The sequence below is a fragment of the Bradyrhizobium ingae genome (genome assembly GCF_055791185.1).
Genome location: NZ_JBVUBB010000002.1, coordinates 345,741 through 357,451, shown reverse-complemented (window position 1 = coordinate 357,451; position 11,711 = coordinate 345,741). Strand labels below are relative to the sequence as shown.

At 64.5% G+C, this 11,711-nt stretch carries 12 protein-coding genes; 3 read left to right on the top strand and 9 right to left on the bottom strand.

Annotation, left to right across the window (positions count from 1 at the left end; translation table 11 throughout):
• Positions 1-19: 19 nt before the first annotated feature.
• Positions 20-889, top strand: coding sequence for a substrate-binding domain-containing protein (locus ACV1FX_RS04255; protein ID WP_473116295.1), 870 nt, complete (start codon positions 20-22; stop codon positions 887-889).
• Positions 889-1,812, top strand: coding sequence for a DUF1932 domain-containing protein (locus ACV1FX_RS04250; protein ID WP_473116294.1), 924 nt, complete (start codon positions 889-891; stop codon positions 1,810-1,812). Before ACV1FX_RS04255 ends, ACV1FX_RS04250 begins: the two co-directional genes overlap by 1 nt.
• On the opposite strand, the gene ACV1FX_RS04245 is transcribed toward ACV1FX_RS04250, so the two are convergent.
• Positions 1,796-3,070, bottom strand: a complete 1,275-nt coding sequence (locus ACV1FX_RS04245; RefSeq protein WP_473116293.1) for an amidohydrolase family protein — start codon at positions 3,068-3,070, stop codon at positions 1,796-1,798. The two genes, ACV1FX_RS04250 and ACV1FX_RS04245, sit on opposite strands and share 17 nt — an antisense overlap.
• Before the next feature lie 146 nt (positions 3,071-3,216).
• Between ACV1FX_RS04245 and ACV1FX_RS04240 the strand changes: the two genes are divergently transcribed.
• Positions 3,217-3,636, top strand: a complete 420-nt coding sequence (locus ACV1FX_RS04240; RefSeq protein WP_473116292.1) for a nuclear transport factor 2 family protein — start codon at positions 3,217-3,219, stop codon at positions 3,634-3,636.
• A gap of 16 nt (positions 3,637-3,652) precedes the next feature.
• Here the strand turns inward: ACV1FX_RS04240 and ACV1FX_RS04235 are convergent, their stop codons facing one another.
• The 8 genes from ACV1FX_RS04235 to ACV1FX_RS04200 all read right to left on the bottom strand — a co-directional run bounded on the left by ACV1FX_RS04235 (position 3,653) and on the right by ACV1FX_RS04200 (position 11,710).
• Complete coding sequence (locus ACV1FX_RS04235; protein WP_473116291.1) at positions 3,653-3,940, bottom strand: YciI family protein; 288 nt, start codon at positions 3,938-3,940, stop codon at positions 3,653-3,655.
• A gap of 65 nt (positions 3,941-4,005) precedes the next feature.
• Positions 4,006-4,980: a sugar ABC transporter substrate-binding protein gene (locus tag ACV1FX_RS04230; RefSeq protein ID WP_473116290.1), complete on the bottom strand. Its 975-nt coding sequence runs from the start codon at positions 4,978-4,980 to the stop codon at positions 4,006-4,008.
• Positions 4,981-5,026: 46 nt separating this feature from the next.
• Positions 5,027-6,004 carry an ABC transporter permease gene (locus ACV1FX_RS04225; RefSeq protein WP_473116289.1) on the bottom strand — a complete coding sequence of 326 codons (978 nt, stop codon included), beginning with the start codon at positions 6,002-6,004 and terminating at the stop codon, positions 5,027-5,029.
• Positions 6,001-6,951 (bottom strand): ABC transporter permease, encoded by a 951-nt coding sequence (locus tag ACV1FX_RS04220; protein ID WP_473116288.1) that lies wholly within the window; start codon positions 6,949-6,951, stop codon positions 6,001-6,003. The genes ACV1FX_RS04225 and ACV1FX_RS04220 overlap by 4 nt, the downstream gene beginning before the upstream one ends.
• Positions 6,944-8,446 carry a sugar ABC transporter ATP-binding protein gene (locus ACV1FX_RS04215; RefSeq protein WP_473116287.1) on the bottom strand — a complete coding sequence of 501 codons (1,503 nt, stop codon included), beginning with the start codon at positions 8,444-8,446 and terminating at the stop codon, positions 6,944-6,946. The genes ACV1FX_RS04220 and ACV1FX_RS04215 overlap by 8 nt, the downstream gene beginning before the upstream one ends.
• A 67-nt stretch (positions 8,447-8,513) precedes the next feature.
• On the bottom strand, positions 8,514-9,398 hold the full coding sequence (locus ACV1FX_RS04210; RefSeq protein WP_473116286.1) for an intradiol ring-cleavage dioxygenase: 885 nt from the start codon (positions 9,396-9,398) through the stop codon (positions 8,514-8,516).
• 14 nt (positions 9,399-9,412) lie between these two features.
• A complete protein-coding gene (locus ACV1FX_RS04205; RefSeq protein ID WP_473116285.1) occupies positions 9,413-10,315 on the bottom strand; it encodes an NAD(P)-dependent oxidoreductase in 903 nt (300 codons plus the stop codon).
• A gap of 21 nt (positions 10,316-10,336) precedes the next feature.
• Entirely contained in the window at positions 10,337-11,710 is a 1,374-nt protein-coding gene (locus tag ACV1FX_RS04200) for an amidohydrolase family protein (protein WP_473116284.1), read from the bottom strand.
• Position 11,711 lies beyond the last annotated feature (1 nt).

The window sequence follows — 11,711 nt, the reverse complement described above, 5'->3', positions numbered from 1 at the left end:
CCGAAAGCGGAGTGGACTGATGGATCGTCTCAAGCTGCGGACCGTGCTCGGCAGTCATCCGCACGTGCAGGCATTGAAGAGCGGAGAGCTCCGCTCCGACCGCTTCGATCTCGACTTCGTCGAGTTCACGCCGACTAACACGGCGTTCAAGCCGATGGTGCGCGAGCAGGCCTTCGACGTCTGCGAGATGGCGATCGTCACCTATCTGATGGCGAAGGCCCACGGCAAGCCTCTGGTGCTGTTGCCGGCGGCCATGCTCGGCCGCTTCCAGCACGCTTACGCGTTGTACAACTCCGAGCGCGGCACGCTGGGCCCGTCCGATCTGGAAGGCAAGCGCGTCGGGATCCGGTCCTTTACCACGACGACTGGCGCCTGGATCAGGGGAATTCTCGCCAATGATTATGGTGTGAATCTCGACAGGATAGGCTGGGTCACCTTCGAGGATCCGCATGTCGCCGAATATGTCGACACCACCGAGCGCGCGCCGAAAGACAAGAAGATCCTGCAAATGCTGCTCGATGGCGAACTCGACGCCGTGCTCGGCGAGACCTCGAATGATCCGCGGCTTAGGCCGCTGTTTCCCGATCCGGACGCGGAGGCTGCGAGCTGGTATGCCCGGCGTGGCGTGGTCCCGGTCAACCATTTCGTGGTCGTGACCGAGGCACTGGCAAAATCGCGCCCGGATATCGTCGCCGGCGTGTACGATCTCCTGAAGGCCGGCAAAGTGAACGCGGGCCCGGCGGTGTCGCCCGATCTCCTGCCGTTCGGAGTCGAGGCGAACCGCAAGCCGCTGGAGCTGATCATCGACTACGCGTACCAGCAGGGCCTGATTCGGCGCCGCTTTGCGGTCGATGAGCTCTTTGACGACACGACCCGAAGGATGAACTGATGTCGGGCGACCCCAGGCGATGGCAGATAGGACTGGTCGGCTATGGCGAAGTCGGCAAAATCCTCGCGGAGGATTTGCGCCAGCAGGACATCAGGGTCGCGGCCTTCGACGTCAAGCTCGGGAGCGAGCAGGGCACGGCCTTGCGCGATCACGCCACGAAGCATGGTGTTATGTTAGCTGCTTCGCACGCTGACTTGACCGCGAAATCAGATTTCATCATCTCCGCTGTTACCGCGAGCCAGGCCGTGTCGGTGGCGCAAGCCTGCGCGGCTGCGATCATCCAGGGTACCTGGTTTCTCGATTTCAACTCGGCCTCGCCCGGTGCCAAGCAGCGTGCCGCGAAGCTGATCGACGACGCCGGCGGACGCTATGTCGAGGGCGCGGTGATGACCTCGGTACCGCCCCATCGCATCAGGGTGCCGCTGCTGCTCGGTGGCCCCGGCGCAGGCGAGCTCGAGCCGCTTCTCAACGCAATCGGCTTTGCCGCCAAGGTCGCGAGCGACAAGCTCGGCGTCTCCTCCGCGGTGAAGATGTGCCGGAGCATCATGATCAAGGGCCTCGAGGCCATGGTCATCGAGAGCTTCACCACGGCGCGCGCTTATGGTGTCGAAGATGCGGTGCTGGCCTCCCTCGCGGAGACATTTCCCGGCATCAACTGGGAGAAGCAGGGCGCCTATTTCTTCCAGCGCGTGATCGAGCATGGCCGCCGCCGCGCCGAAGAGGTGCGCGAGGTGGCCGAGACCGTGCGCGAAGCGGGGCTGACGCCATGGTCTGCCGAGGGCACCGCCGAGCGGCAGGCCTGGGTTGCCGATCTCGCCGATGAGGGCCTGTTCGGCACCAAGGGCTCCAGGGAATTCGCCCGCAGCGCCGACTGGCGCACCGAGGCCGACCGCATCCTGGCAAAGATCAGGCGTGAGGGATGACGGCGCGTGGTTTGCCCGAATCTAAGGGCGGAAACAGGACGGCTTGTTGCCGTTCAAAGACCGGCCGGCCGTTCTTGAAACCCATCATGACGTCCGGCAGCTCGGCGATCGCAAAACGGCCCTCGCTCGTGTCGAGTACGACGAGATCGGCCGGGTTGCCGATTTTGAGGCCGTAGTTGTCCAGGTTCATCAGCCGCGCGGGCAGCTCGGTGACGAGGTCGAGGCAGGTGTCGAATTCGCCGACTGATGCATGCGCGACGTTGGCGTAGAAATTGGCCATCCGCAGCAGCGAAGCATCGCCGAACGGCGTGAAGGGATTGAGCACGTTGTTGGTGGCAACCGAGCACAGCACGCCGCTTGCGATGAGCTTATGGGCCGGCGTGATCCCGCGCGGCACGTTGTGCGTGGCCTCGCGCCCCATCAGATAGAGATCGGTCGCGGGCAGCACCGTGACGGCGACGCCGGTCTTCGCCAGGCGATCGACCACCGGTTTCAGGCGCTCCGGCGGCATCGCCGAGAGCTTCGTGACATGGCCGATCGCGACGCGTCCCTGATAGCCGCGTTGCTCCGTCTGCCGGCAGACCTCGTCGATGTGCGACCAGGACGTATCGAGGTCGAAGTCGAGATGGAGATCGATGTCGACATTGAACTCCTGCGCGAGCTCGAAGATCCGAGAGAGATGGGCGTTCGGATCGGTGTCGGTATAGGGGCAGCCGCCGATCACGTCGCCGCCGTCGCGCAGCGCCTGGATCAAGAGTTCCTCGGCCCCGGGATCGTTGGTCAGCCCTTCCTGCGGAAAGACGCACAGCGACAGATCGAGCGCCCAGGCATAGTCGCGCTTCAGATCCTTGACGGCCTGGAAGCTCCGCAGCCCGATGCGTGGGTCGATCTCGACATGGGTGCGCATCCGCGTTGTGCCGTGGACGATCGCGCGCTCCAGTACCTTGGCGCCGCGGGCATAGACGTCCTCAACCGTGAAATCGCGCTTCATCGCCGAGACGGCACGGATGGCGTTGCTGAGACCGCCATGATCATGTCCGCAGCGGCCCAGCAGGCAAGCCTTGTCGAGGTGAATGTGGCTGTCGACGAAGCCGGGCAGCACGAGCCGCCCCTTGAGGTCGATTTCAATGGCTTCGGCCTGAAGGCGCGGCTCGATCGCGGCGATCTTGCCCTGGAAGACGCCGATATCCGCGGTAGCGGTGGTGCCGCGCATCAGCGCGTTGCGGAAGATCAAATCGAAAGCGGTTCGGGTCGTCATGGCACCACTCATGGCGTGAGCATACAGGAGTGTGCCGCGCGAGGCGCCTCCAGAGTGCTGCCAGTCTAGCGAGGGAAATGTTCAAAATATATGCATGCAATCCAGCGGGCCGGGGTTAGTATCCCGCATCTTCCGGAGAAGCCGCCATGTCCGTTGCCGCGAAAGCCCCAAGCAAAACCATGTCCGATGCCGAGATCGTCGAAGCCTATCTGACGGCCTCGATGATCCCCGACCCGGAGGCCGCGGCGGTCTACATGGCGCCCGGCACGGTGATCACTTTCACCGGCGGGCGCGAGTTCGACCATCCACGCGGGCCGGCCGGCTTCAACGCCAAGCGCTATCGCTGGGTCAAGAAGAAGATGGACCGGTTCGACGTCTGCCCCGGCGAGGGAGAGACCGTGGTCTATAGCGTCGGCACGCTCTACGGCGAATGGCACGACGGCACGCCCTTCGAGGGCAATCGCTACGTCGATCGCTTCGTGGTGCGGGGTGGCAAGATCACCAAGATGGACGTCTGGAACGACAGCGCCGAGCGCATCCTGGTTCAGCGCGGCATCGACGCGTAGCGACGGGGACCGCCGCTTAACCCTGGCGGCGCAAAAAGCCGGTGATCGTGACTTTGTCCCAGATGCCGGCCGCGGCGAACGGATCGGCGCGGTTGAAGGCTTCGACTTCGGCGCGTCCTGGCGCCTCGATCAGGAACAGGCTGCCGATCATCCTCTCACCGTCGTCGGAGACGAGCGGTCCGGACATGACGATCTTGACTCCGAAGCGCGAGGTGTCGCTCAGAAACGCCTTGTGCGCGTCGTAGTTGGCGAGCCGGGTCGGCAGCGCGCCCGCGCGGTCGAGGGCATGGATGGCAAACAGCATGATGTCTCCAGATGTCTTTGGGACGGCCGTCCTGAACGGCCGTCCCGATTTTCGAAAGCGCGTATCTACTTCGTGCCGAGCTTTTGCGCCTCTTCCCAGGTGGGGCAGGTCCGCTGCTCGAGCGGCACATCGAACGGCCCGAAATTGTCCTTGGTGATGACGGTGGGCTTCAGCACGATCTCGGCGACGACGGGTTGTTCGCGCAGGTTGCGGATCGCCATCATGGTGCCGAGGCAGCCCTGCGCAAAGCCGTTATAGTCGCCGCTTGCGAGCAGCTTGCCGGACTTGATGGCGTCGATGGCTTCCTTGGTGCCGTTGATGCCGATCACCTGCGCCTTGCGATTGGCGCCGTCCAGCGCTTCGATCGCGCCGACGGCCATGGCGTCGTTGGCGGCGAGCACCCCGTCGATTTGTGAGTTGGACTGCATCAGGTTCTCCATCACCTGGAGGGCCTGGAGCCGCTGATAGTTGGCGGGCTGCGAGGCCAGCAGTTTTGCGCCCGGAGTTTCCTTGATCGCATCGTTGAAGCCTCTGATGCGATCGACGTTGGTGAGCGAGCCCTTGACGCCTTCGATGATGACGATGTTGCCCTTGCCGCCGAGCGTCTTCAGCAGGTAGCGCGCGGTCTCCAGCCCAAGGCTATAGTCGTCGGCGCCTACGAAGGAGACGAACTTGCCGCCGGCGGAGCGGTCGGTGATGTTGACCACCGGAATTTTGGCGTCGTTGATCTTTTCAACGCCGGGTACCATCGCCTTGTAGTCGACGGGAATGAAGACGATCGCGCTCGGCTTCTTCACCACGACGTCCTCGATCTGGCTGAGCTGCTCGGGGATCGAGTCCGGCTTGGTCGGGATGTAGTGCAGCGTCTTGGCGTTCAGGGCCTTGGCTGCGACGTCGGCGCCGACCCGCACGGTCTGAAAATAGGGGTTGGTCTGGTTCTTGGTGAAGACGGCGATGGTCTCGCCATCGGCCCGCGCCTGCGTCGTGAACGCAGCGACCGTCAGCAGCGGCAGCGCCAGGTAACCCAGTCTCAGTTTCATATGATCTCCATCCCTCTTTTGGTCTGTTGGATTTTTGCGAAAGAACTCATTGCGTGCGGCGGCGGGCCTTCATGTCGAGCCAAACCGCAAGAATGACGATGACGCCGGTGACGAGCGGCTGCCAGTTGGCGCTGACCGACAAGAGGTTCATCCCGTTGAGAACCAGCGTCAGGATCAGTGCGCCGACGAAGGTGCCGAACACCGTGCCGACGCCGCCGAACAGCGAAGTGCCGCCGATCAGCACGGCCGCGATCGCGGGCAGAGTCAGACTTTCGCCAATATCGGCCTCGGCCGAATTGAGCCGGGACAGGAAGATGATCGACGCAAGCCCCGCCATGGTGCCGGAGACGGCGTAGACGAGCAGCAGCCGGCGTGCGACCGGAATTCCGGAGAGCCGCGCGGCAACCGGGTTGGCTCCGATCGCATAGATCTCCTGGCCCCAGATCGTCCGTTGCGCAAACAGCGTGCCGATCGCGAGAAAGACGACGAGCAGGTAGACCGGGATCGGCAGGCCGAAGAGATAGCCGCTGCCGATCTGCCGGAAGCCCGCGGGGAAGCCGTGAATGGTGTCGCCGGCCATGTACCAATAGGTGAGGCCGTTCAGCACCCAGAGCATGCCGTAGGTGGCGATGAAGGAGGGGATGCGCAGCGCTGTCACCATGACGCCGTTGAGGAGACCAACGACGCCACCGACCACGAGCGCGGTGAGGACGCCCAGCGCCGGCGAGCCGGTCTGATGGATCACGGTGCCGGCGAGGCAGGCGGAGAGAGCGACATTGGCGCCGACGGAAAGGTCGAGACCGGCGGTCAGCACCACCAGCGTCAGGCCCGAGGCGATGAAGAAGGTCAGGCTCGCCTGCCGCAGCACGTTGAGGATGTTTCCGAGGCTCAGGAAAGACTCGCTGAGCACCGAGAGCACCGCGCAGATGAGCAGTGCCGCAAGCAGGCGGTAGAATACCTGGATCGCATCCTGCGACAGGAATGAGCGTGGCGGCGAGATGGCCTCCTTGGTGATGTCGGTCATGCGCGGCTCCTGATGCCGTCCAGGAACAGCGCGACGATGACGAGGACGCCGACGCTTGCGACCTGTACCGAGGATGGCAGCGAGATCAGATTGAGCCCGTTGCGCAGCACGCCGACCGCGATCACGCCGAGCACCGTGCCGAGCAGCCAGCCATTGCCGCGCTCGAAGGACGTGCCGCCGACGGCAACGGCTGCGATGGCGTCGAATTCGAGGCCGAGACCGGCAGTCGGGTGCCCGGAATTCATGCGGGCGGTCATCAAGAGGCCTGCGACCCCGGCCATGGTGCCGCCGAGCGCGTAGACGGCGATCAGCAGCCGGTTCGGCGAGAGGCCGGCATATCTCAGCGCCTCGCGATTGCCCCCGAGCGCGAAGACGTAGGTGCCGAAGCGGGTGTGGTAGAGCAGGGCGTGAAATACGGCGTAGGTCACGAGCGCCATCACGATCGGAACGGGCACGCCAAGAAGCGTGGACGAGTAGATATCACGCACGCTGTGGGGAATGCCGACCACGCTCTGGCCGTCAGAGACGATCAGCGACAGGCCCTGCGCCATGCCAAGCGTGCCGAGTGTCGCGACGAAGGGCGGAATGCCGAGAATGGCGACCAGCCAGCCATTGACGGTGCCGAAGGCGGCGCCGACCAGCACGCCGGCGCCTAGACCCAGCAGCAATGATTTGGTTGCGAGTGACACGATGGCGACGCAGAGCGAGGTCAGCGTCAGCACGGCGCCCATCGACAGGTCCAGGCCTTCGGTCATGATGATCAGCGTCATCGGCAGCGCCAGCATGGTCAGGATCGTCGACTGCACCAGCACGTTGGAGAGGTTTGCGACCGACAAGAAGCCGGGCGCGATCGCCCCGAACAGCGCGACCAGAAGCACCAGTACGATGGCGACGCCGGGAATGCGCTGGAGCGGATTTGATTGTGTTACGACCGCCGCCTCACGCATGGTGCATACCCAGTCGCACGATGTTCTCCTCCGTCAGCTCGTTGCGCGCCAAATGCCCGGCGATGCGCCCTTCGCGCATCACATAGGCGCGGTCGCAGACATGGCAGATCTCGACCTGCTCGGAGGAGATCATCAGCGCGGCGGCGCCTTCCGCGACCAGCCGATCGATCAGCGCAAAGATCTCGGACTTGGCGCCGATATCGATGCCGCGCGTCGGTTCGTCGAAAATGAAGAGCTTTGCGCCGGCGGCGAGCCATTTGCCGATCACGACCTTCTGCTGGTTGCCGCCGGAGAGCAGGCCGACGGTCTGGCGGGCGCTCGGCGTGGCGATCCTGAGCTGCCGGATCAGATTGTCCGACGTGCGCTGGGCGCCGCGCTGATCGAACAGGCCGCTCGGGAACAGTTTTCGCAGCGCCGAGACCACGAGATTGTCGCCGACCGAGCGGAGCAGGGCGAGGCCCTCGGTCTTGCGGCTCTCCGGAATCAGAGCGATGCCGCGCCGCGCGGCGACGTTAGGCTCTCCGGAGACAGCCTTGCCGTCGAAGACGATCTCGCCGCTCGTCACGGGATCCGCGCCGAAGATCGCGCGTGCGACTTCGCTCCGCCCGGAGCCGACGAGGCCGCACAGGCCGACGATCTCGCCTCGCCGCACCTCGATGTTGATGTCGGATATGCCGGTCGGCGAGGTCAGGCCCTTGAGCTCGAGCAGCACCTCGCCGGGCTTGTCGGCGAAGTTGCGCGGATAGGTCATGTCGACCGTGCGGCCGACCATCATGCGGACGAGCTGGTCCGGCGTGACGTCGGCGGGACGGACGCCGTCGATGCGGCGGCCGTCGCGCAGGACCGTGATGCGATCGCCGAGTGCGAACACTTCCGCCATGCGGTGTGAGATGTAGACGATCGCGACGCCGTCGGCCTTCAGCCGTGCAATCAGCGCGAATAGAAGCTCGGTCTCGCGGTCGGAGAGCGCGGCCGTCGGCTCGTCCATGACCAGGATGCGCGCGTTCTGGCTGATCGCCTTCGCGATTTCGACCATCTGCTGCTGGGCGACGCCGAGCTTGTCAATGGTGATGGAGGGATCGATCTCGAAACCGATGGTGTCGAGCACGCGTTTTGCGTCGGCCAGGATCTTCCGGCGGTCGATCGTGCCGGGAATGCGGCCCTTCGGCTCGCGGCCGAGGAAGATGTTTTGAGCGATGTCGAGATAGGGGACGAGCGAGAACTCCTGGAAGATGACGGCGATGCCGAGCTTCTGCGCATCAGTGGTCGATGCTACCGCGACCTTCTCGCCTTTGTAATAGAACTCGCCTGCATCGGCCCGGTAGGCGCCGCACAGCACCTTCATCAGGCTCGACTTGCCCGCGCCGTTCTCGCCCAGCAGCATATGGACCTCGCCGGCAAACACGGCAAAGGACACGTCGTCCAGCGCCTTGACGCCGGGAAACTCCTTGCTGATGCCGCGCAGCTCGAGCAGCGGCGCTTCAGCGTCTTCCATTTGTCCGTCCTCCCCATCGGTTCGGGCTTGCCGGACTCTTGTGGGTCCGTTCAGCCCGTTTGTCGGCTTAAGCAGCTCTTGCGCCGCTCGCAACCTGCTTCAGCCCGAAATCATAGTTGAGATGGAAATAGTCGCTGTCCACCATGCGACCATCCGGCGCACGACCGGCCGGATGACGGACGAACTCGCGGATCAGGCTATCCTTGACGCCGAACACCACGTCGCTGTCGAGGTACTGGTCGCCGGCGACGAACACATGCGTCACGAGCTGTTCGAAGCCGGGTGCAGAGATCATGAAATGTACATGCGCGGGACGCCAGGGATGTCGGCCCTGCGCCTCCAGCATTTCGCCGACTGGCCCGTCATGTGGGATCGGGTAGGCGGCGGGCTTGATCGACCAGAAATGGAAGCGGCCGTTCTGGTCGGCGTGGAAGCGAGCGCGCATCGCGAGATCGCCGATCTTGTCGAGCTGCTGCACGTCGTAATAGCCATCATCGTCGGAATGCCAGACATCGACCACGGCGCCCGCGAGCGGCCGGCCGTCGACGGCCGAGACCGAACCGGTGACCAGCATCGGATCGCCTTCCATCTTGCCGGAGATGTCCTCGCCGCTGGTCTTCTCCGGTGCGGCCTGCACGAAGAAGGGGCCCAGCACCGTGGTCTCGGTTGCGCCCTCCGGCACCGGGTGGTTGATGGCGTCGACCAGCATGGAGACGCCGAGCGTGTCCGACAGCAGGATGAATTCCTGGCGCTTGTCGTCGCACATGTGACCGGTGCGGGTCAGAAAGTCGATGCCATATTCCCATTCCTTCTGGGTCGGCCGCACCTCGCGGACGAAGGCATGAAGGTGCCGCACCAGGGCCTCGCTGACCTGCTTGATCCGCGGATCGGTCGCACCCTTGATGCGCTCCAGAACGGCCTCGGTGATCGTATTCTCGTTGAAGTTACGCAACGTTGCCTCCGCTATCAGAGTTTGGGTTCGGCAAGCCCGGACAGCCGTTCCAGGTGCTTGACGGTCGCGATGAAGTCGGTCTCGCCGTCGCCTTGCGCGACCAGAGAGCCGTAGGTTTCGCGTACTTGCGCCGCCAGTTGTAGCGGCACGCCGACAGCATGGCCGGCGCCGAGGATGAGATCGAGGTCTTTCGCCATTTGCCTGCAGGAGAAAGTAGAATCGAAATCGCGTGTTCGGAGCGGCGCGGTCTTGTACTTGACCATGGGGGAGGCGACCGCGCTGTCGTCGAGCACCTTCAAGATGTCCTGCCACGCGATGCCGCCCTTGCGCGCGAGCGCAAGGCTTTCGGCCATCATGGCCGCCGACACCGCAATCATCAGGTTGACGGCGAGTTTGGCGTAGCGCGCTTCCTCGCCAGGCCCGAGATAGGTCTGCGCGCGGGTGAAGGTCGCGAACAGCGGTTTTGCGCTTTCGAAGGCGTCCTTCGGCCCCGACACGAAGCAAGTCAGCGTGCCCGTGTGGACGATGCTGGCGTTGCCGGAGACCGGTGCGCGCAAATAGGCGACACCGCGCGCTCGTGCGGCCGCATCGACTTCGGCGGAGGCTTCCGCGCTGACCGTGCTGCTCTCGATCAGCACGGCTCCCGGCGCCATGGCGCCGATCAGACCGGTCGGGACGAGCATCACGGCGCGCAGCGCTGCATCGTCGGGCAGGGACGTGATCACCGCAGCCCGGCCGCTGACCGCGTCGGCCGGTGACGCCGCAACAGCGATGCCCTGTTCGCGCGCGGCGGCGCTACGAGCCGCATCGGGATCGAAGGCCGTCACGGCATACCCGGCCTTGGCGACGAGCGCGGACATCGGCAGGCCCATCTTGCCGATGCCGATGAAAGCGATGTTTTTCGAAGCGTCGATCATTCTTTTTGTCCGTTGCCGCCTTCAGGCGGCGCGTCCCTGCCGTTCGATGTCCTGCACCAGCCGCCGCCCGGATTGCGCGAGCAGCTCCTTTTTCTCCTCCAGCCCGTCAACCAGCAGCTTGCCGTTCCGCTTCTTCCAGACGCCGCCGACCATCACCGCCTCGATGTTGGCAAGGCTCGTCTGCATCAAGACGGTGGCGACGGGATCGTGGACCGGAAAAAGATTGAGATCGGAGGCATTGATGACCACAAGGTCGGCAAGCTTGCCGGGCGCGAGCGAACCGATCTCGTCCTCTCGGCCAAGCATGCGGGCGCCCTCCAGCGTGATCCAGCGCAGCGCTTCGCGCGCGGGAATCGTCGTCGTCGCTGGAATGCTGCCGCTGGCCTTGTGTGCCTCGGCATTGTCGAGCGCCCGCTGCATCGACAGCGCGACACGCGCGGCGGAGAAGAGGTCGCCGGCCAGCACGGATTCCAGATCAATGCCGATCGTCGGCCGGACGCCGCGCTTCAGGAGCCGTCCCGTGATCGGAAAGCCGTGGCCCTGGATCATTTCGTTCTCAGGTGTCACAGAGAACGATACGCCGAGATCGACGAGGCGACCAAGGAGATCGTCAGAGAGGTCGTTGCCATGGACGATGTTGACGCCTGCGTCGACGAGGCCGGCGTCGATCAACTTCTCCCAGCCCCCCGGCGTCTTCGCCGGACCGCCGCCCTGGTGCATCGAGGCGATCAGGCCAAATTCCCGCGCCAGGCGGAAGTCGTGCATGGCGACGTCGAGCGTCGAATAATGCGGCCCGAGAATCGCGAGCCCGAGCGTGACGAGGCCGTCACGGTCGGCGAGGGGGGCCGCCAGCAACCGTTCGACCTCGCGGCGCGGATGCGGGATCTCCGAGAAATGCGGCTTGCCGGGTTTCGGTTCGGGCTTCGGCGAGCCGTGGAAGAATGCAGCGCGAATGCCGCTCTCGATCAGGCCGCGCACCGCGGCGTCGGTGTGGTCAGGTGTCGGATTGTTGTGGCACCAGTCGACCAGTGTCGTGGTGCCCTGATTGATCTGGTTCAGCGCCCCGACGAGGGTCGCGATGTAGATATCGTCGGGCCGGAACACGGTCGCCAGTCCCGCGTGCATGCGACGGAAATATTCGAGCAGCGTCCAGTTCGCGGCAAACCCGCGCAAGGCCGTCTGCCAGGTGTGCATGTGCGCGTTGATGAGGCCCGGGATGACGATGCGCCCCTTGCCGTCGATGACGTCGGTCCCGGCCGCTCCGCTGCCAAGCTCGATACCGGGGCGCACGCCAACGATCCGGTTGCCCTCGACCAGCACATCGCCGGCACGGAGATCGCCGATGGCTTCATCCATGCTGATGATGGTTGCCGATTTGATCAGCGTGCGCCGCATT

Coding starts and splice junctions, on each gene's coding strand:
- ACV1FX_RS04255 (WP_473116295.1), top strand. CDS start 20: ATGGATCGTCTCAAGCTGCGGACCGTGCTCGGCAGTCATCCGCACGTG.
- ACV1FX_RS04250 (WP_473116294.1), top strand. CDS start 889: ATGTCGGGCGACCCCAGGCGATGGCAGATAGGACTGGTCGGCTATGGC.
- ACV1FX_RS04245 (WP_473116293.1), bottom strand. CDS start 3,070: ATGACGACCCGAACCGCTTTCGATTTGATCTTCCGCAACGCGCTGATG.
- ACV1FX_RS04240 (WP_473116292.1), top strand. CDS start 3,217: ATGTCCGTTGCCGCGAAAGCCCCAAGCAAAACCATGTCCGATGCCGAG.
- ACV1FX_RS04235 (WP_473116291.1), bottom strand. CDS start 3,940: ATGCTGTTTGCCATCCATGCCCTCGACCGCGCGGGCGCGCTGCCGACC.
- ACV1FX_RS04230 (WP_473116290.1), bottom strand. CDS start 4,980: ATGAAACTGAGACTGGGTTACCTGGCGCTGCCGCTGCTGACGGTCGCT.
- ACV1FX_RS04225 (WP_473116289.1), bottom strand. CDS start 6,004: ATGACCGACATCACCAAGGAGGCCATCTCGCCGCCACGCTCATTCCTG.
- ACV1FX_RS04220 (WP_473116288.1), bottom strand. CDS start 6,951: ATGCGTGAGGCGGCGGTCGTAACACAATCAAATCCGCTCCAGCGCATT.
- ACV1FX_RS04215 (WP_473116287.1), bottom strand. CDS start 8,446: ATGGAAGACGCTGAAGCGCCGCTGCTCGAGCTGCGCGGCATCAGCAAG.
- ACV1FX_RS04205 (WP_473116285.1), bottom strand. CDS start 10,315: ATGATCGACGCTTCGAAAAACATCGCTTTCATCGGCATCGGCAAGATG.
- ACV1FX_RS04200 (WP_473116284.1), bottom strand. CDS start 11,710: ATGCGGCGCACGCTGATCAAATCGGCAACCATCATCAGCATGGATGAA.